This is a genomic window from Nocardia rosealba (genome assembly GCF_020216065.1).
Taxonomy (GTDB): Bacteria; Actinomycetota; Actinomycetes; order Mycobacteriales; family Mycobacteriaceae; genus Nocardia; species Nocardia rosealba.
The window spans coordinates 1,332,113-1,354,834 of the sequence record NZ_JAIWNA010000002.1 but is presented as its reverse complement, the minus strand read 5'-3'; the positions used below and the strand labels follow the sequence as shown (position 1 = coordinate 1,354,834).

Annotated in this window: 21 protein-coding genes; 14 read left to right on the top strand and 7 right to left on the bottom strand. The window is 69.9% G+C overall.

Translation table 11 applies throughout. From position 1 onward, the window contains the following. Positions 1 to 50 precede the first annotated feature (50 nt). A complete protein-coding gene (locus LDL21_RS13285) occupies positions 51 to 1,118 on the top strand; it encodes an NAD-dependent epimerase/dehydratase family protein (RefSeq protein WP_225280275.1) in 1,068 nt (355 codons plus the stop codon). Between the two features lie 16 nt (positions 1,119 to 1,134). Continuing rightward, positions 1,135 to 1,473 carry a hypothetical protein gene (locus LDL21_RS13280; RefSeq protein ID WP_225280274.1) on the top strand — a complete coding sequence of 113 codons (339 nt, stop codon included), beginning with the start codon at positions 1,135 to 1,137 and terminating at the stop codon, positions 1,471 to 1,473. Positions 1,474 to 1,668: 195 nt separating this feature from the next. Here the strand turns inward: LDL21_RS13280 and LDL21_RS13275 are convergent, their stop codons facing one another. The 5 genes from LDL21_RS13275 to LDL21_RS13255 all read right to left on the bottom strand — a co-directional run bounded on the left by LDL21_RS13275 (position 1,669) and on the right by LDL21_RS13255 (position 5,545). Beyond that, entirely contained in the window at positions 1,669 to 3,198 is a 1,530-nt protein-coding gene (locus LDL21_RS13275; protein WP_225280273.1) for a polyamine aminopropyltransferase, read from the bottom strand. After that, positions 3,198 to 3,623, bottom strand: coding sequence for a DUF350 domain-containing protein (locus LDL21_RS13270; RefSeq protein WP_067492240.1), 426 nt, complete (start codon positions 3,621 to 3,623; stop codon positions 3,198 to 3,200). Before LDL21_RS13270 ends, LDL21_RS13275 begins: the two co-directional genes overlap by 1 nt. Positions 3,624 to 3,665: 42 nt before the next feature. Beyond that, a complete protein-coding gene (locus LDL21_RS13265) occupies positions 3,666 to 4,106 on the bottom strand; it encodes a DUF4247 domain-containing protein (RefSeq protein WP_181696315.1) in 441 nt (146 codons plus the stop codon). Positions 4,107 to 4,289: 183 nt separating this feature from the next. Continuing rightward, a complete protein-coding gene (locus tag LDL21_RS13260; protein WP_225280272.1) occupies positions 4,290 to 4,871 on the bottom strand; it encodes a class I SAM-dependent methyltransferase in 582 nt (193 codons plus the stop codon). Between the two features lie 65 nt (positions 4,872 to 4,936). Continuing rightward, the gene (locus LDL21_RS13255; RefSeq protein ID WP_225280271.1) at positions 4,937 to 5,545 is read right to left on the bottom strand and encodes an HAD family hydrolase; all 609 of its coding nucleotides are present in this window, start codon (positions 5,543 to 5,545) and stop codon (positions 4,937 to 4,939) included. 555 nt (positions 5,546 to 6,100) lie between these two features. On the opposite strand from LDL21_RS13255, the gene rox reads away from it, so the two are divergent. Continuing rightward, on the top strand, positions 6,101 to 7,531 hold the full coding sequence (gene rox, locus LDL21_RS13250; RefSeq protein ID WP_225280270.1) for a rifampin monooxygenase: 1,431 nt from the start codon (positions 6,101 to 6,103) through the stop codon (positions 7,529 to 7,531). A 4-nt stretch (positions 7,532 to 7,535) separates the two neighbouring features. Here rox and LDL21_RS13245 read toward each other — a convergent pair whose 3' ends face one another. Beyond that, a complete protein-coding gene (locus LDL21_RS13245) occupies positions 7,536 to 8,687 on the bottom strand; it encodes an LLM class flavin-dependent oxidoreductase (RefSeq protein WP_225280269.1) in 1,152 nt (383 codons plus the stop codon). A 169-nt stretch (positions 8,688 to 8,856) separates the two neighbouring features. Here LDL21_RS13245 and LDL21_RS13240 point away from each other — a divergent pair, with 169 nt between their 5' ends. From LDL21_RS13240 to LDL21_RS13200, 9 genes are all read left to right on the top strand, one after another. Further along, positions 8,857 to 10,356 (top strand): flavin-containing monooxygenase, encoded by a 1,500-nt coding sequence (locus tag LDL21_RS13240; RefSeq protein WP_225280268.1) that lies wholly within the window; start codon positions 8,857 to 8,859, stop codon positions 10,354 to 10,356. Between the two features lie 167 nt (positions 10,357 to 10,523). Beyond that, positions 10,524 to 11,795, top strand: coding sequence for a GlnX family signal transduction membrane protein (locus LDL21_RS13235; RefSeq protein ID WP_225280267.1), 1,272 nt, complete (start codon positions 10,524 to 10,526; stop codon positions 11,793 to 11,795). Further along, positions 11,792 to 12,766: a glutamate ABC transporter substrate-binding protein gene (locus LDL21_RS13230; RefSeq protein ID WP_372462166.1), complete on the top strand. Its 975-nt coding sequence runs from the start codon at positions 11,792 to 11,794 to the stop codon at positions 12,764 to 12,766. Before LDL21_RS13235 ends, LDL21_RS13230 begins: the two co-directional genes overlap by 4 nt. Continuing rightward, positions 12,763 to 13,932 carry a hypothetical protein gene (locus tag LDL21_RS13225; RefSeq protein WP_225280266.1) on the top strand — a complete coding sequence of 390 codons (1,170 nt, stop codon included), beginning with the start codon at positions 12,763 to 12,765 and terminating at the stop codon, positions 13,930 to 13,932. The genes LDL21_RS13230 and LDL21_RS13225 overlap by 4 nt, the downstream gene beginning before the upstream one ends. Continuing rightward, positions 13,929 to 16,328 (top strand): serine/threonine-protein kinase, encoded by a 2,400-nt coding sequence (locus LDL21_RS13220; protein ID WP_225280265.1) that lies wholly within the window; start codon positions 13,929 to 13,931, stop codon positions 16,326 to 16,328. Before LDL21_RS13225 ends, LDL21_RS13220 begins: the two co-directional genes overlap by 4 nt. Next, a complete protein-coding gene (locus tag LDL21_RS13215; protein ID WP_225280264.1) occupies positions 16,325 to 17,338 on the top strand; it encodes a PP2C family protein-serine/threonine phosphatase in 1,014 nt (337 codons plus the stop codon). The genes LDL21_RS13220 and LDL21_RS13215 overlap by 4 nt, the downstream gene beginning before the upstream one ends. Then, entirely contained in the window at positions 17,335 to 18,624 is a 1,290-nt protein-coding gene (locus tag LDL21_RS13210) for a VWA domain-containing protein (protein WP_225280263.1), read from the top strand. Before LDL21_RS13215 ends, LDL21_RS13210 begins: the two co-directional genes overlap by 4 nt. Position 18,625: 1 nt before the next feature. Next, entirely contained in the window at positions 18,626 to 19,276 is a 651-nt protein-coding gene (locus LDL21_RS13205) for a double zinc ribbon and FHA domain-containing protein (protein WP_225280262.1), read from the top strand. 34 nt (positions 19,277 to 19,310) lie between these two features. Next, entirely contained in the window at positions 19,311 to 20,165 is an 855-nt protein-coding gene (locus LDL21_RS13200) for an SDR family oxidoreductase (protein ID WP_181696305.1), read from the top strand. A gap of 7 nt (positions 20,166 to 20,172) precedes the next feature. Here LDL21_RS13200 and LDL21_RS13195 read toward each other — a convergent pair whose 3' ends face one another. Then, complete coding sequence (locus tag LDL21_RS13195) at positions 20,173 to 21,105, bottom strand: threonine/serine dehydratase (protein WP_225280261.1); 933 nt, start codon at positions 21,103 to 21,105, stop codon at positions 20,173 to 20,175. Between the two features lie 288 nt (positions 21,106 to 21,393). Between LDL21_RS13195 and LDL21_RS13190 the strand changes: the two genes are divergently transcribed. Both LDL21_RS13190 and ectA read left to right on the top strand, forming a co-directional pair. Continuing rightward, a complete protein-coding gene (locus LDL21_RS13190) occupies positions 21,394 to 22,107 on the top strand; it encodes a response regulator transcription factor (RefSeq protein ID WP_067635442.1) in 714 nt (237 codons plus the stop codon). Between the two features lie 84 nt (positions 22,108 to 22,191). After that, a complete protein-coding gene (gene ectA / locus LDL21_RS13185) occupies positions 22,192 to 22,722 on the top strand; it encodes a diaminobutyrate acetyltransferase (RefSeq protein WP_225280350.1) in 531 nt (176 codons plus the stop codon).

Below are 22,722 nucleotides of genomic sequence, written 5' to 3'. Positions count from 1 at the left end.
CTGAGCACCGCTCAGATGGGTGGGCTCCTCCGAGGGAACGGAAGAACACCATGACCGCAAGGGTTCTCGTCACCGGCGCCACCGGCTTCGTCGCCGGACACTGCGTCGCCGAACTGCTCGAGCACGGATACGCCGTGCGCGGCACCGTGCGCGATCTGGGCGCCACCGCCAAGCGCGCCCACCTCACCGAGCCGGCCCGCCGCACCGGCGGCGACCTGGAATTCGCCGCCGCGACGCTCGACGACGATGCCGGGTGGGCCGAGGCGGTGGCGGGCTGCGACACGGTGCTGCACGTCGCCTCCCCGTTCCCCGACAGTCCACCGGAAAACGAGCGCGACCTCATCGAGCCCGCCGTGCAGGGCACACTTCGGGTGCTGCGCGCGGCCGCCGCGGCGGGGGTGCGTCGGGTAGTGCTCACGTCGTCGGTGGCGGCGGTCGCCTACGGACACGACAACGGCGACGTGCGGACCGAGAACGACTGGTCGGTCGTCGACCGGATTCCGGCCTACCAGAAGAGCAAGACCCTCGCCGAACGTGCCGCCTGGGAGTACGTCGAATCCCTCGGCGACACCGGCGATCTCGAACTGGTGGTGCTGAACCCGGGCATGATCCTCGGGCCGCTGCTCGAACCACGAACCAGCACCTCGCACGCACCGATCCAGCGCCTGCTCGCCCGCGACGTCCCGGGTTCGGTGCGCACCGGCTGGTCCCCGGTCGACGTGCGCGACCTCGCCACTGCCCACCGCCTCGCGATGGAAGTGCCCGCGGCAGCAGGCAACCGGTACATCTGTGGCGGTGAGCCGCTGTGGATGGGGGAGCTGGCAGGCATGCTCGCCCGCGACTTCGGCCCCCAGGGCTTCCGCGTGCCGACGCGGGTACTGCCCAACGCCCTGGTCCGCCTGGTCGCGCTGTTCGACAAGACCGTCCGCCTCACCGTGCCGGTCCTCGGCCGCGCCGAACGGGTGAGCGCCGAGAAGGCTCGCCGCGAACTCGGCTGGACCATGCGCCCGGTGGAGCAGACGGTCCGCGACACCGCCGACAGCCTGATCGCCTTCGGCGTCGTCACCGCACCGGGCAAGCGTCGATCAGCACCAGCCGTTCCGGCCGGAACACGCTGAGCGGGAGGGGAAGACGATGCTCATCACCGCTCTGATCCTGACCGTCGTCGGTGCGTTCCGACGGACTCGGCGCCGCCGCGCGGGTGGCGAAGAAGGCGCGGGATCTGTGGACACCGCGTCCGTATTCGGGGACCGGCTGCGGTCCGTAGCGCTGGTCGCGGTGTACCGCCGGGCGCGACGCGGGCTGGCCTCGGCCGCGCTGAGTGCTGGTGCGGCGGTGCGCGCCGTGGCGACGGGCGCAGGTGCCCGGCTCAACCGTCTCGGCCGGCGTATGCGGCGACAGGGACGGGCGCTGTCGACTGCGGTGGCGGTGCTGGCCTTGACCATCATGGGAGCCCAATTGGCCTGTGGGTGAGCCGGACCCGACGCCATGCCCCGCGCTGCGCGTCCTGGGTCACGGGGCGTATCAGGAGTAGGACCTCGGTCGGTCCTGGGACTCGGCGTGCGGCTGAACCGGATTCAGTGCCGTCCCGGCGATCCGGCTCACCGGGTTGTCAGGATCAGGACCTCGGTGTCGATGTCAGGAACCCGGCGTGCGGCGGGGCCGGGTTCAGCGCCATTCCTGGCGTTGGAGGTCGAGGATCACCGGGTGCATGAGGGTGGAGACCCCGGGGTCCTTCGGGCGGCGGTCCGGGGGGAAGACGGTGGCGGCGGTGAGGGTTGTCTCGTCCAGGGAGCGTAGGGGAGTGGGGGAGCGCAGGGTGGGGATCGGGGGCTCGTTCCTCGCCGCGAGGACGAACCCCCAGTCGCCGAAGCTCGGGACGTCCACATGGAACGGGGTGGTGTGCAGGCCGGCGGCGTGCAGGGTGGCATCGATGGTCCAGAAGGAGCGGGGCGCGAAGAACGGGGAACCGGACTGCACCACCAGGCGGGCGCCGGGAGCCAGGACGTTCGCGGTCATCGCGTAGAACTCCTGCGAGTACAGCTTGGCGACCGAGGTCTGGTCGGGGTCGGGCAGGTCGACGATCACCGCGTCGAAAAGCCCTGGTGCACCGCGCAACCAGTTGAAGGCGTCCGCGTTCACCACCCGCACGCGCGGATCGTCGAAGGCGTGCCGGTTCAGTTCGGTGAGCCGGTCGTCGGTGCGGGCCAGCTCCACCATCGCCGGATCGAGCTCGACCAGCGTCACCCGCTCCACATCGGGGTAGCGCAGGATCTCACGCAGCGCGAGCCCGTCGCCACCGCCGAGCACCAGCACCGAGCGACGTGACCCGGCGAGCACCGGATGCACCAGCGCCTCGTGGTAGCGGTACTCGTCGACGGAGGAGAACTGCAGGCCGCCGTTGAGGAACAGCCGGGTGTCGGTGGTGGCGAACGGCGAGAACGACTCGGTGAGCACGATCTGCTGATAGGGCGTGCGGGTCTGCCACACGATCGGATGGGCGAACAGCGCCTGCTGCGCGGTTGCCTCGAAACGGTCGGCGTACAGGTAGGCGCTCGACAGGCCGCAGGCGACGACGGCGGTCATGGCGATCAGTGTGTGCCGGGTGGCGCGGGTCATCCGGTCGCGAAAGAAGAAGAACGCCAACGCCAGACCGGCGATCGCGTTCACCACACCCACCACGAGGCTGCCGCGGATCTGCCCGAACACCGGCAGCAGGAGGAACGGGAACGCCAGACCACCCAGCAGCGCGCCGACATAGTCCGCGGCGAACAGATCGGCCACCGCGCTGCTGGCCTCCTGTTTGCGCACCTGCTGCAACAGCTCCATCAGCAGCGGGATCTCGGCGCCGACGAGCATCCCGATCACCGCCGCCGCCACGACGAGCGCGGCGGTGTACACGTTGAGCCAGGCATAGCTGGCGTAGAGCGCCGCCACCGACAACCCGCCGATCACCGCGAGTGCCAGCTCCACCGCGACGAACGCGGCGGCGGCGTACGGGCGCAACGGTTTCGCGACCAGCGCACCGACACCCATCGCGCACACCATCACGCTCAGGGTGATCGAGGCCTGCGCGGCGGTGTCACCGATCAGATAGCTGCCGAGGGTCACCAGCGACAACTCGTACACCAGACCGCAGGCGGCGCAGACGAATACCGTCGCCAGCAGCGCCGCCCGCGCCAGGCGGTGGGTGGGCATCAGGTGAGGCCCGCGGCCACCACCAGCGCGACGGCGACATGGGCCGATGCCGTCACCCAGACCGCCGGGTGCGGTTCGGGATCGGCGACAACGGTCCGGAAATCACCGGGGGTGAGCGCGTCGAGCAGCACGAACGCCAACGCCATCGCGGCCAGCCCGATCACGCCGTACACCGCGCTCGCCAGCAGTGCCTTCACGATCTCCCCGTCGGAGGTCCAGATGGCGGTGGCGACGATGATGCCGGTGCCGAACAGGTTCGAGGCGAGCAGGGTCGCGGCGTTGCGGTTGCGTTCGATCCAGATCTGAGCGCGCAGATCACCGGGGGTGAGCAGGTCGACGAGCCCGAATCCGACGGCCATCAACACGATTCCCACCGCGGAATAGGCGAGCGCGGCGCCCGCGTCCGCCCCCAGTTCGGCGAGCATGAGTGTCCTCCTGTGCTTGTGAGGCGAGATGCCCCGAATGAACTACTTGCCGCCGCTGTCGCTGCCGCCACCGCGGTAGTCACCCGCCGCGGAACCGCTGGTCCAGCCGTAGCTGCTGGTGTGCGAGTGGTGGCGGCGGGTGCCGTTGGCCCAGCTGTCGACCAGCACGAGCGAACCGCCCGCGTGCGGCGACACCGCGACGAGGTCCTTGTCGAACCGCAGATAGTGGTTGTCGCCGGTGTTGCGCCGGTCGCGCGGCTCGGTGGCCTTGGCGATGGCGGCCGCGACCGCGGCTGGCGCGGCGGCCGTGGTGAAGGCGAGGCCGTCGTTGGCCTGGTCGAGCTGGCGGGCACGCTGGTACTTCTCGGCGACGAACTCGCGCGGATCCTTCGGCCCGGTCACCGCGACGACCGTGACCACCGCGACGATCACCGCGACCACGGAGGCCAGGATGCCGACCACGATCCATCTTGTCCGCGTCACCGTGGCACCCCGAAACCGGTGCGCCACAGAACTGTCGGCGTTGTGCTGATGAGAATCCCTCCCCGTCGAAAAACTGGCCGGACTGTATCACCGGGTTCGCGCCGACGCCCGCGGTGAGTTGAGCAACTGCGATTCAGATCACAGCGGGCTACCGGGCCAGGTGCGGTGATCGGGATCGGCGGGTCAGCGGGGTCGTTGCCACAGCAGCGTGTACCGCCACAGCAGGCGGCGGCGAATCCGCGAGCCCGGCAGGAATTCCTCGGCGGCTCGCCGGATCTCGCCGAGCGTTTCCTCCGGATCGCGGATCGTCGCGTTCGGTCCGCCTGCTTCGCGGCGGTGGCGACGGTCGGTGGCCCAGACGACCGGTAGCAGTGGGAGGTAGCCGATGTCGGTGAGCGGGTGCATCTTCCAGAGCCCGACCACCGCGAGCGTGCCGCCGGGAGCGACGAGGTCGCGCAGCGCCGCCATGCCTTCGCGGACGGGGACGTGGTGCAGGGTGGCGACGGCGGTCACCATGTCGAAGGTGTCGTCGAGGTCGCGGAAGTCGGCCTTGTCCAGATGCACGTGGGGCGTCGACGGTGCGTTCGCGATGACCTCGGGGTCGATGTCGATGCCGAGCACCGCATCACAGCGGGTGGCGAGTTTGCGGGCGAGCAGGCCGTCGCCGCAACCGATATCGAGGGCGGTGCGGGCGTGCACGGGCACCTGTTCGAGCAGCCAGGGGTGGTAGTGCGTGTTGTGGTTCCAGTAGGGGTCCGTCGACATGATCGGTCAACGCCCGCGCGACCCGCAGGGTTCCGAAAGGTTCATCGCACAGGCGTTTTCGCGGATCAGGCGGCGGTATGGCCGGCCAGCCAGTCGGCGAAACCGGTGAGACCGTCGAGCACCACATCGGCGCCGGCCGCGCGCAGTCCGTCGGCATCGTAGGGGCCGGTGGTCACACCGACCGCGAACGCACCGGCCGCTTTCGCTCCGCGCATGTCACCGGCGTGATCGCCGACGAAGATCGACGCCGATTCCTCGCGGAGCACCGCCGCTTTCCCGGTGGACCACAGATCACCGGCCACCCGGTCCACGTCCCACCCCAGATGTTCCACATGCAGACGGGCGTGCGGTTCGTATTTGCCGGTGACGACGAGGGCGCGCCCGCCGCCCGCCCGTACCGCTTCGAGCGCGTCGCCCGCGCCGGGCAGAGCCGGGATGCTCGCGATGACATCCGGATACAGCTCGCGGTACCGGGTGACCAGATGCGGGACGAGGTCGTCGGGTGCGCCCGCGTCACCGAGCAGGGTGGCCAGCGGCGGGCCGAGGTGCTCGGCGAAACGCGCGCCGATCATCGGCAGGTCGAACTCCTGCGCGAGCGTGTCGATCGCCACGGCCACGCCCGGCCGCGAGTCGATGAGCGTCATGTCCAGGTCGAAGCCGACGGTGATGGTCACGGCGCCGAGCGTATCGCCGCCGGGCTGGACGACCGTTCAGGCATCGGTGCGAAGCCGCCGGTAGAGCCCTGATTCACGTGGAACCGCCGCTGCACTCGATGCCGAAATCGCTTGGGGGAGTGGGTGTGCGCGGTGCACGGAGTGCGGGCGAGCAGTGACAGCCGGAAAATTTCGAGTACGGCGGGCGTCGTGGTCGTGCAGGTCGGGGCGAATTCGCCCGCGCTGCGCACGCGGAATCCTCAGTTACTCGCATCGGGTGCAGCCGTGCATCGAGTGCAATATTCCGGCCGTGGTCGTGCCTACACCGCGTGATCGGGGTGCTCGATCGGTCTCGGTTCAGCGCACATCGCGGGCCAAGTCGAGGAGGGATTCCGGCGGGCGGACCGAAAAGCCTCGGCGGCCACGGAAAGAGTTCGGACAAAACAATGGCAAGGAGGTCGAACCACTCCCTGCCACTCTCAACATATAGCGCACCCCGGGTCTTGCCACAAGCCCCCGGTCGTCCTGCACAATCGCCTGCCTGAGTGTATGACCAGCGGAAACAGAGGTGGATTGATGATCGACGTGATTGTCGTCGGTGCGGGTCCGACGGGAATGATGCTGGCCGGTGAGCTGCGGTTGCAGGGTGCCGGGGTGGTCGTCCTCGACCGGGATCCGGCGCCGACCCCGGTCGTGCGCGCCCTCGGCCTGCACGCCCGCAGCCTGGAAGTCCTCGCCCAGCGTGGGCTGGTCGACCGGTTCCTCGCGCTCGGCTCGCGCCACCCGCTCGGCGGCTACTTCGCCGGCATCGCCAAACCTCAGCCCGCCGGCCTGGACACCACCTACCCGTTCGTGCTCGGGCTACCACAGCCCGTCACCGAACGCCTGCTCACCGAACACGCCGTGGCGCTGGGCGCCGAGATCCGGCGGGGCACCGAATTGGTCGGCCTCACCCAGGACGAGCACGCGGTGACCGCCGAACTGGCCGACGGCTCCAGTCTCGTCGCGCGCTACCTGGTCGGCTGCGACGGTGGCCGCAGCACGGTGCGCTCGCTGGTCGGCATCGGCTTTCCGGGCGAACCGAGCCGGGCCGACACCCTGCTCGGCGAGATGCGATTGACCGCGCCGCCGGAAACGGTAACCGCCGTGAACACCGAGGTGCGCCGGACCCAGCTGCGGTTCGGCGCCGGGCCGATCGGCGACGGCTTCTATCGCGTGGTCGTGCCCGCCGCCGGTGTAGCGCGGGACCGCACCGTCGCACCCACCTTCGACGAACTGCGGCAGCAGCTCATCGCGATCGCGGGCACCGATCTCGGTGCGCACGCCCCCCGCTGGATTTCGCGGTTCGGCGACTCCACCCGCCTGGCCGACGAGTACCGCCGCGGCCGTGTGCTACTCGCCGGCGATGCCGCGCACATCCATCCGCCGCTCGGCGGCCAGGGCCTGAACTTGGGCATCCAGGACGCGATGAATCTCGGGTGGAAACTCGCCGCCGAGGTCGCCGGCTGGGCACCACCAGGACTGCTCGACAGCTACGCCGCCGAGCGCCGCCCGGTGGCCGCCGACGTCCTGGACAACACCCGCGCCCAGATGGCGCTGATCTCGCTCGATCCCGGCGCCCAGGCGGTTCGCCGGGTGCTGTCCGAACTGATGGACTTCGAGGGGGTCACCCGGCACCTGATCGAGAAGATCATCGCCACCGGCATCCGTTACGACCTGGGCGACGGCCACGACCTGCTCGGCAGGCGGCTACCCGACAGGGAACTGGCCGACGGCCGCCTCTACGACCACCTGCACGCGGGCCGTGGCCTCCTGCTCGACTCGTCCGGCGGGCGGTCGGTGACGGGCTGGGCCGACCGCGTCGATCACCTGATCGACGAGTCCGTCGACCTGCCCGCCGTGCTGCTCCGCCCGGACGGACACGTCGCCTGGGTCGATGACGGCGGGCACGACCTCACGGCGAGCCTCACCCGCTGGTTCGGCGAGGCCACGGCGACGATCGGCTGAAACGTCAGTGGGCCGCCGCGGTGAACGGGGTGACGGCCGGTGGCGCGGAAACCTGGGAAGGGTGCTGCCACAACCCTTTTCGTTCCAGAATCGGCAGCACCCCCTCGCCGAACCAATACGCCTCCTCGAGATGCGGATATCCGGAGAGGATGAAGTGGTCGATGCCGAGTGCGGCGTACTCGAGCAGCCGTTCGGCCACCTCCGCGTGCGAGCCGACCAGTGCCGTGCCCGCCCCGCCGCGCACCAGGCCGACGCCGGCCCACAGGTTCGGGGCGATCTCGAGGTTGTCGGTGCGCCCGTTGTGCAAGCGCGCCATGCGCCGCTGCCCCTCGGACTCGCTGCGGGCCAGGCTCGCCTGCACCCGTTCGATCTCGCCGGGCGCGATGCCCGAGAGCAGCCGGTCGGCCTCGGCCCACGCCTCGGCGGCGGTGTCGCGGGTGATGACGTGCACGCGCAACCCGAAGTCGACCGACCGGCCTTCGAGCGCGGCGAGACCACGAATCCAGTCCAGCTTCTTCGCCACCGCGTCGAGTGGTTCACCCCAGGTCAGGTAGGTATCGGCATAGCGTGCCGCGACCGGACCCGCCGGGCCGGACGATCCACCGAAGAACACCGGCGGGACCGGATCGGGTCGCGCGCTGAGCAGCGCCTCGGTCACCCGTAGATGCTCGCCGGTGAACGTGACCGGCTCGGTCGAATGCCACAGTTCACGCACGATGTGCAGGAATTCCCCGGTGCGCGCGTACCGCTGTTCCTTGTCGAGGAAATCGCCGTAGGCCTGCTGCTCCTTCGGTTCGCCGCCGGTGACCACGTTGAGCAGCAACCGGCCGCCGGAGTGGCGCTGGAAGGTCGCGGCCATCTGCGCGGCCAGGGTCGGGCTGACCAGGCCGGGCCGCAGGGCGACCAGGAATTTGAGCGTCTCGCTGGTCTGCACCAGCATCGCGGTGGTGAGCCAGGCGTCCTCGCACCAAGCCCCGGTGGGGGTCAGTACGCCGGTGAAGCCGTTGTCCTCGGCGGCGGCGGTGAGCTGATTGAGATAGCGCAGGGTGGCCGGCCGGTCACCGGACATGAAACTGCCGTGCCCGCCCGCGACCAACCCCCGCGAATCGCCGTAGGTGGGCAGGAACCAATGGAACGACAGTGGTTGCTTACTCATGGCAACATGCTGACCGGCGCATCCGATGAGGTCACGCATTATGCTCACCGTGCGCACAACTCCCACCCGCCGCACGGAACTAGACGTAACCATGCGAAACACGTAACCTCGTGGCAGGCTCGGGCGACGGTGCCCGGGCGGCGACGACCCTACGAAACGAGTTTCCTCAATGACGCGGCATGTCGACGTACTGATCATCGGCGCTGGCCTGTCCGGAATCGGCACGGCCTGTCACCTCATTCGCGAGCAGACCGGACGCAGCTATGCGATCCTCGAGCGCCGCGAGAACATCGGTGGCACCTGGGACCTGTTCAAGTACCCCGGCATCCGCTCCGACTCCGACATGCTCACCTTCGGCTTCGGTTTCCGCCCCTGGATCGGCACCAAGGTGCTGGCCGACGGCGCGAGCATCCGTCAGTACGTCGAGGACACCGCCAAGGAATACGGCGTCACCGATCACATCAACTTCGGCCGTAAGGTCGTGCACCTGGACTTCGACCGCGACGCCGCGCAGTGGACCGTCACCGCCCTGATCGAGGCCACCGGTGAGACCGAGACCTGGACCGCGAACTTCGTCGTCGGCGCGAGCGGCTACTACAACTACGACAAGGGCTACCAGCCCGAGTTCCCCGGTCAGGACGACTTCAAGGGTCAGATCGTGCACCCGCAGCACTGGCCCGAGGACCTCGACTACACCGGCAAGAAGGTCGTGGTCATCGGATCCGGCGCCACTGCCATCACGCTGATCCCGTCGATGGCCGACAAGGCCGCCCACGTCACCATGCTGCAGCGTTCGCCCACCTGGATCCAGGCGCTGCCGTCGGACGACCCGGTCGCCATCGGGTTCAAGAAGACCCGCGTGCCCGACATGATCGCCTACAAGATCGGCCGCGCCCGCAATATCGCCCTGCAGCGCGCCAGCTTCCAGCTCTCGCGGACCAACCCCGAGCTGGCCAAGAAGCTGATGCTGGCCCAGGTGCGCCTGCAACTCGGCAACAAGGTCGACCTGCGGCACTTCACCCCGTCCTACAACCCGTGGGACCAGCGGCTGTGCGTGGTCCCCAACGGCGACCTGTTCAAGGTGCTCAAGAGCGGTAAGGCCGACATCGTCACCGACCGCATCGCCACCTTCACCGAGAAGGGCATCCGCACCGAATCGGGCCAGGAGCTCGAGGCCGACATCATCGTCACCGCCACCGGCCTCAACGTCCAGATCATGGGCGGCGCGACGATGTCGATCGACGGCAACCCGGTGAAGATGAACGAGACGGTCGCCTACAAGAGCGTGCTGTACTCCGACATCCCGAACTTCCTGATGATCATCGGCTACACCAACGCCTCCTGGACGCTGAAGGCCGACCTGGCCGCCGCCTACCTGTGCCGGGTGCTCAACATCATGCGCGACCGGGGCTACAGCACCTTCGAGGTGCACGCCGATCCGGAGGACTACGCCGACGAGTCGCTGATGGGTGGCGCCCTCACCTCGGGCTACATCCAGCGCGGCAACGGTGAGATGCCGCGCCAGGGCAAGCGTGGTGCCTGGAAGCTGGTGAACAACTACTACCGTGACCGCACGCTCATGCACAAGGCGCCCATCGAGGACGGTGTGCTGCGGTTCAGCAAGACCCGCTCGGCCGCACGACCCGACGAGCAGGTCGCCAGCGCCTGACCGGCCGGCCACACGGGCCCGTCGCACCGGAAGGTGCGGCGGGCCCGTCGCTTTTTGCCTGGTGAATCGGGTTGCGCGAGCGCCTTTCCCGCGCGCGGGCGAATTATCGGCCGCTCCCGTAGGATCGCGATCGAAGACACCGCCCGGGGAGAAGTGAGGAGGACGGTGTGGGATCTCGCCTACCGGCGACCATCCGTGACGCGGGGACGTGGTTGCGGCGGTTCGCCGCGACGACACCGGGGGTGATCGGGGTTGTCCTCGTCCTCACCACCCTGGCCTGTCTGATCGCGGGATCGACTGCGGGACAACAGCTCGACGCCAAGATCGTCCGCTCCGAACAGGTGCTCGATCGCACCGAACCACTGGCCTTCGCCGCGCAGAGCCTCTACGTGTCGCTCTCTGCCGCCGACGCGGGTGCCGCCACCGCCTTCCTGTCCGGTGGCATCGAATCACCGCAGGTGCGCGACACCTACGAGCAGGCGCTCGCCGAGGCCGCCGCCGCCCTCGCCGAGGCGACGGCAGGCGCCACCGACGCCAAGACCAGGGCGATCGTGGCTCGCATCGCCGCCGATCTGCCCACCTACACCGGTCTGGTGGAGACCGCGCGCGCCAACAACCGCCAGGGTTTCCCGGTCGGCTCGGCCTATCTGCGCCAGGCCTCCGATCTCATGCAGACCTCCCTGCTGCCGCACGCCGAACAGCTCAACGAGGCACGCTTCGCCGCCGTCCGCGACGATCAGCAGCGCATCGGTGCCCTGCCGCTGACGTCGATCCTGTTGCTGCTGCTGGTGTTGCTCGCCTGCGCGGTGGCCTCGGTGATCCTGCTGCGCCGCACCAACCGCCTGGTGAACCCAGGTGTGGCCCTGGCGGCCGCGGCGGCCGCGCTCGCCCTGCTGTGGACCGTCGGCTCGACGCTCACCGCCGCCCAGCTGCTCGACACCGGTGACTCCGGTGCGGGCGCGCGGGTGGAGAACCTGGCGGGCGCGCGCATCCTCGCTCAGCAGGCTCGCACCGACGAGACCCTCGCGCTCATCACCCGAGGCGACATCACCGCACCCGAGGCATCCTTCCGCACCCACACCGCCGACCTGGAACAGCGCCTGGCCGCCGCCGGTGCCGCCGACTCCGATGCCGCACGCGCGCTGACGAATTGGAACGCCGGACACAACGCCCAGCGCACCGCCTACGAGAAGGCCGACTTCACGGGCGCGGTCACCCAGGCCATCGGTACCGGCCCCGAGAGCTCGGCCACGAGCTTCACCCGCCTCGACAGCGAACTGCGCGACGCCCTCGCCCAGGCACGCACCGATCTGCGCGACGGCGTCGACGACGCGCGAACGGCCCTGACGCTGAGCCCCTTCGGCACCCTGCTGCTGTTGCTCGCCGCGGCCGGTGCGGTGGTCACGGGCCTGTGGCCACGGTTGAAGGAGTTCCTGTGAGCATTCGTCGTTCCCGGTTCGCGCTGGTTCTCGCCGCGACGGCCGTCCTGCTCGCGGGCTGCGGTGACGCACCCGCGCCGTCATCGATCGAGGCCACCGCCGTCGCGCCACCGCTGCCGGGCGCCGAGGCGATCACCTCGGCACCGACCGCCGAGGGCACCGGCTCCTGCGATACCGAGGCCACCTTGGCGCCGCGCGCACAGCCGCGACCGGGGGCGATGCCCGCCGGATCGGCGATGGCCGCGATCGTCGCCAACGGCAGGTTGCGGGTGGGTGTCGACCAGAACACCTACATGTTCGGGTTCCGCAATCCGTCCACCGGGCGGCTAGAGGGCTTCGACATCGACCTGGCCCGCGAGATCGCCCGCGATCTGTTCGGCGACCCCGATCGCATCGAGTTGCGTTCGGTGACCGCCGCCGACCGCATCCAGCTGCTGCAGGAGCGCAAGGTCGACATGATCGTTCGCACCTTCTCCGCCACCTGCGAACGGCGCCGCGACGTCGACTTCTCGAGTGTGTACTACCGTGCGGCCCAACGCTTCGCGGCACCGCGCGGCGCAGGCATCGCCTCCGGCGCCGACCTGGCGGGCAAACGGGTGTGCGTCACCAAGGGCACCACCGCGGCCGCGCCGCTGTTCACCCTGCCGACCCCGCCGACCGTGCTCGGCGTGACCAACTGGACCGATTGCCTCGTCGCGCTGCAGCAGGGCACCGTCGACGCGATCAGTGGCGACGAACCGATCCTGTCCGGTCTGGTCGCCCAGGACCGCAACCTCGAACTCGTCGGTGCGCCCATCGGTTCGGGGGCCTACGCGGTGGGTGTGCCCAAGGGCAGCGACGAGTTGGTGCGTTTCGTCAACGGCGTGCTCGAACGGATCAGCGGCGACGGCACCTGGGAACGGATCTACGCCCAGCATCTGTCGGCGCTCGGTCCGTCGCCCGGCGCACCCGCGCCGAGGTACGCCGGATGAGTTCGCCGATACTCGGCACCGCCGAGATCGATCGTGAACTGGCCGGGCGCATCGCGGAATTGGCGACGGTGAGCAGCGCCCTGCTCGAACTGGACCGGCACCCCGGCATCGCCCTGGTGCGCCGCTACCCACCGGAGGGGGAGACCGCGCGCCGATGGGCGCCGGTGGAGAAGGCGCTCGGCGAACTCTTCGACGACCTCGCCCGCGTGCGCGCCATCCTCACCGAGGCCGAGACGGTGCGTGGGCGCGGCCGGATCGATGACCGCGCCCGCGCCCGGCTCACCGACCTGCTGCGGGGGCGTCCGCACGAAATCGCCCGTGTTCCGGTGCCGTTGGCACAGCGCGGGCTCACCGGGCCGAGCGAAACCGTGGTGACGGTCGGGATCGCCGACTGCCTCGACCGCATGCGCGCGGCCTTCGCGTTCGTCGCACCGTTCGCCGAGGAGGTCGAGGCCGTCGACCGGCAGGTACTCGGCGCCCTCGCGCCCTTGCAGCAGCGGGTGGAGCGGGCCAACGGCGCCTTGGCCGCGGCCACCGAACCCCTGACCGCCCTGCTGCGCCGCGCGGGCACCGACCCGCTCGGCTTCGCACCCGGTGAGATCACCTCGGCACTGGCCTCGCTCACCGAGCTGATCGAGACCGAAACCGTCCGCAATGCCGAATTCCTCTCGGTGGCAACCGATCTCCCTGCCGCCATTGCGGCACTTCGGGCCCGGCTCATCGACCTGGCCGATGCACAGCGTCGCGCCGACGACACCGCCGCCCGCGCCGAACGCAAGGTCAACACCGGAGCGCTGCCGCCCGGCGGCGCGCCGGTCGCGACCTTGCTCGCCGAGCTGTCGACCCTCGGCGAGGAACCGACCCGCTCGACCGTCGAACACCTGCTCGCCCTGCGCCTACGTGCCGACGACGCGGCCGACAAGACCGCGCGTCGAGCGGAATTGGCGCAGGGGTTGCTCGATCGGCGGGCCGAGCTGCAGGGCAGGCTCGCCGCCTATCGTGCCAAGGCCTCGCGCCTGGGTGTGGCCGAAGAGCGCGATGTGCTCGCCGCCGACCGCATCGCCGCCGGCCTGCTCACACGCACACCGTGCGATCTGGCCGCCGTCACCCGGGCCGTCGCCGACTATCGTTCGATCATCGGGGAGAAAGCGGGGCGGACAGCATGATCTGTAGTGAACCGGGTTGCGGCGGTGTGATCGAGGACGGCTACTGCGCCGTCTGCGGCACCGCGCCCGTGGCGGCCGCCGTCCACGGCGCCGCACCGGCCCCGCCCCGGCGTTCGGGCCACACCACGGCCGTCCGGCGAACACCTGCCCCGACGGTCGGCACCTCGACCGGTGCCGCTCCGAAGGTCACCGCGCCCGGACTCTGTGCCGAAACCGGCTGCGGCGGAACGATCGTCGACGGTTACTGTGACACCTGCGGCACCGCGCCCGCCCCGATCAGCGCCCCCGTGCACAGCCCTTCGGCGGCGACCATCAGCGCCAATCGCACCTCGAGCCGTTCGGTGCGCACCCGCTCGGGCTCGGCGCGATCGGCGGCGCGCGGTCGGCTCGGCGCCGGACTGGTGGAGGTGCCGCCGGTACCGCGCGTGGATCCCGCGTCGGCGGTGCTCACCGACCCCAAGGTCCCCGAATCCGACCGCTACTGCGGCCGGTGCGACAAGCCGGTCGGCCGGACCAACGACGGAATCCCGGGCCGTACCAGCGGTTTCTGCCCGCACTGCGGTACCCGCTACTCGTTCGTGCCGCGCCTGCAACCCGGCGACCTGGTCGGCGGACAGTACAAGGTCGAAGGCGCCCTGGCGCACGGCGGGCTCGGCTGGATCTACCTGGCCACCGACATCCGCGTCAACGACCGCTGGGTGGTGCTCAAGGGCCTCATCGACACCGGCGACAGCGACGCGCAGGCCGCCGCCCTGGCCGAACGGCGCTTCCTCGCCGAGGTCGATCACCCCAATATCGTCAAGATCCACAACTTCACCGAACACGCCGACGCCGACGGCGAACCGGTGGGCTACATCGTGATGGCCTACGTGGGCGGCACCTCGCTCAAGCAGATCCTGCGCGACTACCGCGCCGCGCACAACGCCTACCTGCCACCGGCCAGGGCCATCGCCTATGTGCTGGAAATGCTGCCCGCCCTGGGCTATCTGCACGCGCGTGGCTGGGCCTACTGCGATTTCAAACCCGACAACGTGATGCAGACCGAGGAACGCCTCGAACTCATCGACCTCGGCGCCGTGATCGCCATGGACGACACCACGTCCCCGATCTACGGCACCCTCGGCTACCAGGCACCCGAGATCGCCGAAACGGGCCCGACCGTGGCCACCGAGATCTACACAGCCGGCCGCACCCTCGCGGTGCTGATGATGCGGGTGCCCTCGGTGGACGGCCGCCTCGGACCACTGCCCACGCCCGACACCGAACCGCTGCTGGCCCGCCACGATTCGCTGTACCGGTTCCTGCTGCGTGCCACCGACCCCGATCCGCTGGCCCGGTTCGCCTCGACGAGTGAGATGGCCGACCAGCTCACCGGTGTGCTGCGCGAGGTCCTCGCCGCCGAGGACGGTGTACCGCGCCCCGGTATGTCGGCCGTCTTCGGCCCGGCCCGCGCTGTCTTCGGAATCGAGGGCGCCACACCGGAACCCGCCGCGGTCGTCGCCGCCCTGCCCGCGCCGCTCGTCGACCCGGGCGACAGCGGTGCCGCGCTGCTGGCCACCACCGACGCCGCGACCCCCGCCGAACTCGAGCAGGCACTCACCGCGGGCCTGCGCGCGGTGGTGACCGGCGCCGGGGAATCGGTGGAGATCCCGCTGCGCCTCGTGCGCGCCGAACTCGAGGCAGGCGACGCCGACGCCGCCCTCGCCCGGCTCGCCGGCCTGGATCTGGATTTCGACTGGCGCACGGTGTGGTATCGCGCCCAGGCCGCCCTGCTGAAGGGCGACTACGGCAGCGCCGCAGCGGATTTCGAGGCCGTCTACGCGGCGCTGCCCGGCGAACCGGCGCCCAAACTCGCCCTGGCCGTCGCGCTCGAGCACGGCGACCGGCCCCGCGAGGCGCTCGCCCTCTACGACCTGGTCTGGTGCACCGACCACACCTATCTGTCCGCGGCCTTCGGTGCCGCCCGGTTGCGCCGCGCGGACGGCGACCGCGCCGGTGCGGTGCGGGTGCTCGACCAGGTCGAACGCACCTCGTCGATGTACACCGAGGCCCGCGTGCGCGCCGTGGAGACGCTGCTGGCCGATCGTGGTCCGGCCGAACTGGACGAAGCCACGTTGCGCGAGGCGGGGGAGCGGGTCGAGCACCTGCGCCTCGACTCGCGTGCGCGCACCGCGCGGGTGCGCATGCACGTGCTCGAGGCGGCACTGAACTGGATCCGGTCGGGACATCGGCCGAGTGCACCAGGCAAGCTGTTGGATGTGGAATTCACCGAAGTGGGAGTGCGGACGGGGTTGGAACGATGCTTGCGGACATTGGCGCGCGAAGCCGACGACATGTGGACCCGCTTCGTGCTGGTGGATCAGGCCAACAACGTGCGCCCCAGGACCACGCTGTGACCGCCGCGGGCTGCCCGGACTGCGCGGGCGCGGCCAGAGCGGGATACCGGTACTGCGAGAGCTGCGGTCGCGAACTCGGGGTGCGCAAGGCGGCCCTGCCGGTGCACGATCCGGTCACGGTGCCGCAGTGCCCCACCTGTGGGGAACGACGCTACGAGGCCGGGCTGTGCGTGGTGTGCCGCACCCCGAAACCGGTTCCGGACCGTTTCGAGGAAGACCTCGGCCCGGTGTACATCCTCACCGATCGCGGAATCAGCCACTCCCGCAACGAGGACGCGGTCGCCGCCGCCGTACGCGACGGTGACGGCGTGCGGGTGATCGTCGTCAGCGACGGCGTCTCGACCTCCCAGGACCCCCAGGCCGCCTCCGGCACCGCCGCCCGCACCGGCGTCGACGCGGTGCTGGCCGCGCTCGCCGACGGCCGCCCCGCCCCCGATGCCGTGATGGCCGGACTGGCCACCGCCGTCGCCGCGGTGCGCGGCATGTCACGCACCCCCGAGTACGCGCCCTCGTGCACCTACGTCTCGGCGATCCTGCGCGACACCCCTGAGGGCACCGAGATCACCGTCGCCAATGTCGGTGACAGCCGGGCGTTCTGGCTCGCCGCGGGCGATCCGACGGCCTCGCGCAGGCTCAGCGTCGACGACTCGTGGGCCCAGGCCCTCGTCGACGCGGGCGCCATGGACGAGGAAGCCGCCATGCGCGACCCACGCGCGCACACCCTGCTGCGCTGGCTCGGCGCCGACGGCGGCGAGGCACCGTGGTCGGCGAACTGCCTGCAGAGCATGCTCGTCACCGAACCCGGCACCCTGCTGTTGTGCACCGACGGGCTGTGGAACTACCTGCCCGATCCGGTCGCGCTCGCCGGGTTCACCGTCGAGACCACCCCGCAGGCCGCGGCCCGCGCCCTGGCCGACTTCGCGCTCGACAGCGGCGGCAGCGACAACATCACGGTCGCGCTCGCCCCCGTACCCGCGCGTGCCGCTGTACCCGATCCAGGAGTGTCATGAGTTCCCCTGACAGCGCAGGCATTTCGGTCGCCGTCGACCAGAACGAATTCCTCGCCGAGGGCGCGAGCGTGGTCGACGCGGTGCTCACCGTCACCACCGGCCCCGAACTGGCCGCCGTCGCCACCCCGCCGCCCCGGCTCGAGATCCTCATCATCGACTGCTCCGGGTCGATGGGGCACAAGCGCAAGTTCGAGAACGCGCGCACCGCGACGCGCGCCGCGCTCGACGAGATCCCGGACGGCACCGCCTTCGCCATCATCGAGGGCACCGAGTCGGCGCGGATGATCTACCCCACCGGCGCGCTGTCGGCGCCCGCCGACCACACCCACCGCACCGCCGCCAAGCGGGCCCTCGATCGGTTGCGGCCCGACGGCGGCACCGCCATGGGGTCCTGGCTCGCCCTCGCCCGCCAGGTCGCCGCCGGGCATCCGGGTGCTCAGGCGCACGCCATCCTGCTCACCGACGGTAAGAACGAACACGAGACCCCCGAGCAGCTGGCCACCGAACTCGACCGCGCTGAAGGGCTTTTCGTCTGCGACTGCCGTGGTGTCGGTGCCGACTGGGCGGCGGCCGATCTGCACAAGATCTCCTCGAAGCTGTCCGGCGGCGCCGATATCGTCGCCGATCCCAAGGACCTGGCGGCCGATTTCGCCGCCATGATGCGCTCGTCGGCGGCCCGGGTGATCCCGGAACTCACCCTGCGCGTGTGGACTCCGGCGGGTGCGCGGGTGCGCATGGTCAAGCAGGTCGCGCCCGTGCTGGAGGACCTCACCGGGCGCCGCACCGATTCCGGTGCGCAGGTGGGGGACTACCCGCTGTCGTCGTGGGCGGCCGAGGAACGCGAATACCACCTGCAGATCGAACTGGAACCGGCCGCGCCCGGGCGGGAGAAGCTGGCGGCCCGTCTCAGCGTGCTCGCGGGTGAGGACGTGCTCGGTCAGGGACTGGTTCGGGCGGTGTGGACCACCGACTCCACCCTGTCGACCAGGATCAGCACCCGCGTCGCCCACTACACCGGCCAGGTCGAACTCGCCCAGGCCGTCCAGGAAGGCCTTGCCGCGCGCCGCGAGGGCGACTTGTCCACGGCCACCGCGAAATTGCGCCGCGCGGTGGAACTGGCCGCCGCCTCGGGACACGAGTCCACCGCCAAACTGCTTCGCACCGTCGTCGAAGTCGACGAGAAGGACGGGACGGTGAAGCTGCGCGGTCAGGTCGCGGCCGCCGACGAACTCGCGCTCGACATCCGCTCGACCAAGACCACCCGATTGCGGTCGGAGGGTTCCTGACATGGCGGTGTGCGCGGACGGTCACCAGACGCAGGCCACCGACTACTGCGATGTGTGCGGGTCGGCACTCTCCGGTGCCCCGGCAACCGATCCGGCCGATCTGCGCCTGTGCCCCGCGTGTTCGGTGCCGACCAGCGGACGCTTCTGCGAGAACTGCGGATACGACTCGGCCCTGCCCGCGCCACCGCCATCGCACACCGACGCACCGCCCGTCGGTGCACCCGACGTCGCCGGTGAACGCGCAACCGTGTGGGTGGCCAGGGTTTTCGCCGACCGCGAGTTCTACGACCGGGTGCAGGCCCGCAAAGGTCCCGACGCCGACCGGGTGGCGTTCCCTGGTTTCTACCCCGAACGCCGGATCGAGTTGCGCGGCACCGAGTTCCTGATCGGCAAACGTTCGGCGTCGCAAGGCATCGTGCCCGAGATCGACCTCGGCATCGCCCCGGCCGACCCGGGTGTGTCGCGTGCGCACGCCCTGTTGCGCGTCGGGACCGACGGCTCGCTCACCGTCACCGACCTCGGCTCGACCAACGGGACCAGCCTCGACGGCACCGAGACACCGCTGTCGCCACAAGTTCCGGTGCCGTTGCGGGCGGGTAGCCGCCTGCACGTCGGCGGCTGGACGACCATAACCATCGATACCCTGTCGTAGACGGGAACATCGAGCGAACCGTAGGGTCGGGGCCATGACGAAGTTCGACGGGAAGACCTGTTTGATCACCGGCGCCGCCAGCGGTCTCGGCCGGGCCACCGCCTTCGCGGCCGCCGCCAAGGGCGCGTCGCTGGTGCTCACCGACATCACCGCCGACACACTGGCCGCCACCGCCGAGGAACTGCGCGCCGCCGGTGCCACCGTGCACCTGGCCCATCCCGCCGACGTGAGCGACCATTCGGCCGTCGTCGGGCTGGCCGCACACACCTTCGAGGCCGTCGGGCACGTCGACATCGTGATGAACGTGGCGGGCATCGCCACCTGGGGCACCGTCGACAAACTCACCCATCAGCAGTGGCGGCGCACCATCGACATCAACCTCATGGGCCCCATCCACGTCATCGAGGAGTTCCTGCCACCGATGATCGCCGCGCGGCGTGGCGGTCACCTGGTGAACGTGTCCTCGGCGGCCGGACTGTTCGGGTTGCCGTGGCACGCGCCCTACAGCGCGACGAAGTTCGGGCTGCGCGGTGTGTCGGAGGTGCTGCGGTTCGACCTACGCAGGCACAAGATCGGCGTCAGCCTCGTGCTTCCCGGGGCGATGGCCACCCCGATGGTCGACAGCGTCGACATCGCGGGCGTCGATCGCGACAACGCCGCGCTGCGCAAGGCCATCGGCCTGTTCCTGCGCCATGCCGTCACGCCGGAACAGGCCGCCGACGCGGTGATCCGCGGTGTGGAACGCAACCGCTACTGGGTCTACACCTCCCGCGACATCCACCTCGCCCATTGGGGCCAGCGCTACGTCCCGTATGGCTACACGCTGGCCATGCGCGGCCTCAATGCCGCGATGACCAACTACGCCACCAAGAACGAACTGGTGCGCTGAGCACCCCTCACACCAGGTCCGACGGGTCGGTGTTGGCCCCGCACAGGATGACGCAGACCCGCTCGCCCTCGGCGGGTCGGTAGGCCGCACCGGAACCGGTGTCGCGCAGCGCCGCCAGCGCGGTCGCGGCACCGTTCTCGACGGCGATCCGGTGCTCGTCCCAGAGCTGTCGGCGCGCAGCGCGAATCGTGTCGTCCTCGACGAGTACCGACACCACGTCCGGGTGCTGGGCGGCGGCCAGCGCCATCTCCGACACGTTCGGCGCGCCCAGCGAATCGGCGGCGATCGAGTCGACGCTCACCTGCACCGGACGGCCCGCCTCTAGCGCGGCGTTGAGCGAGCGGCAGCCCACCGGTTCCACCGCGACGGTGCGGATGCCGAAATGCTGTGCGGCGACAGCGGTTCCGGTGAACAGTCCGCCGCCGCCCACCGCGACGACCACCGTGTCGAGATCGGGCACGCGCTGCTGGATCTCGCGCATCAGTGTGCCCGCGCCCGCCGCGATGAGCGGGTGATCGTAGGCGTGCGAGAACAGCGCTCCGCTGTCGGCCGCGAACTCCTGACACGCGGCCAGCGCCTGCTTGTACTCGGGACCGATCAGTCGTACATCGGCGCCCAAGTCACGAAGTCGACGGATTTTGACCGGCGGCGCCGATTCGGGCAGAAACACGGTCGCGGGCACGCCCGCTTCGCGCGCCGACCACGCGCACGCGAGTCCCGCATTGCCGCCTGAGGCGATCGTCACACCGGCGGCGGGCAACTCCCCGGCGGCGCGCAGGAAGTTCTGCGCGCCACGCGCCTTGAAAGTCCCGGTGAACTGCAAGAACTCCAGCGCGAACCAGAGCGGGGAATCCCCAGGTCCAGCGGGTGCAACCGTCACCGGGCGAACCCGGCCCTCGATCCGCGCGGCGGCGGCCTCGATGTCGTCGAAAGTGGGCATCACCCCGTCGACTATGCCACCGCGCGCAGCATCCCGACCGACCTACGGAACCGTACAAATCGGGCACGAATTGTTACGGCGGGTTTACGCGACGAGTGCTCTGGGTAAGTAACGGATTGGTAACAAGCTCGAAAGCGGGATGTCGTGTCGGTCTGGGGACGCGAATTCCCCAGGTGTACCGGCCGCACGCACGAGCGTGTCAGCAAAGGAAGTGCACATGAGCGAGCATTGGCAGAACACAGCCGCATCGGCGGTCACGGTCGCGCCGGGCGGCAGCGAGGTGCGAGGATGACCGCCAACTTGATGATCGTCGACGACGATGTGCAGATGCGGGGCGATCTGCGCCGCGCGATGGAAGACGAGGGCTACGCCGTGGCTGAGGCAGGCGTCCCCGAGGACGCCCTCGACCGGCTCCGCAACGACGGCCCGCCCGACCTGATGATCGTCGACCTGATGCGCGGGGCCACCGACGGCTTCGACTGCATCCGCGAGATCCGCCGCGACCACGACGTGCCGATCATCGTGATCAGCACCAGGTACGACACCCACGACGTGGTCGCCGCCCTGGAAGCCGGTGCCGACGACTTCGTCAGCAAACCGTTCGAGATCAAGGAGATCACCGCCCGGATGCGCGCCCTGCGCCGCCGCGCCAGGATCGCCGCCGAACGCGACGCCACCCCCGAAGTCGTCCTCGACGACGACCCGGTGCGTCCCCTTGTCCTCGCGGCCGACGCGGGCGCGGTGCGCCGTGGCAGCGAGGAACTGCACCTCACGGTCACCGAGTTCCGGTTGCTGTGCGAACTCGCCGAGACCCCCGGCCGCGTGCTCAGCCGCGCGGTGCTGCTCGAAAGAGTCTGGGATCAAGGCTTTTTCGGTGACGAACGCATCGTCGACGTCCACGTGCGCCGGCTGCGCACCAAGATCGAGCGCGACGCCTCGGATCCGCGCATCGTGGTGACCGTGCGCGGGCTGGGCTACCGGCTGGATATCCAGCCGCAGTAAACGATTCGTCATACAACCGCAAAGAGCTCGACACAAAGACCGTAAAGTCTCTTAGTCAAGGTGGAATGTATGCCGAGTCCGACTATGTCCACGGAGCCGACCGATACCGCGGCGGCTCGAGGTTCGGAAATTATTCTCAGACACCCGAGATTGGGTGACGGTGCCCAATTGTGGCGCATCGCGCGCGATTCCCGCGTACTCGACGTGAATACGAGCTACGCCTATCTGCTGTGGTGTCGGGATTTCGAGGCGACCTCCATGGTCGTCGAATGTGGCGGGCAGGCAGTGGGATTCGTGATCGGGTATGTTCGTCCCGATGCGCCGGACACGCTTTTCGTCTGGCAGATCGCCGTCGACGCCGAATTCCGCGGCCGGGGTCTGGCCGCGAAACTCCTGCACGCCCTGCTCGATTCCGTGGCACCCGCCGGGATCAACACCCTGGAAACGACGATCTCTCCCGATAATTCCGCTTCCCAGGCGTTGTTCTCCGCGGTGGCCCGCGAACGCGGCGCGCAATTGCGTACCGAGGAACTATTCGAAGCACATCATTTTCCGGATTCCCACGAAGCCGAGCACCTCTACATTATTTCGCCCGCTCAGCGCCAGGAGGCATGA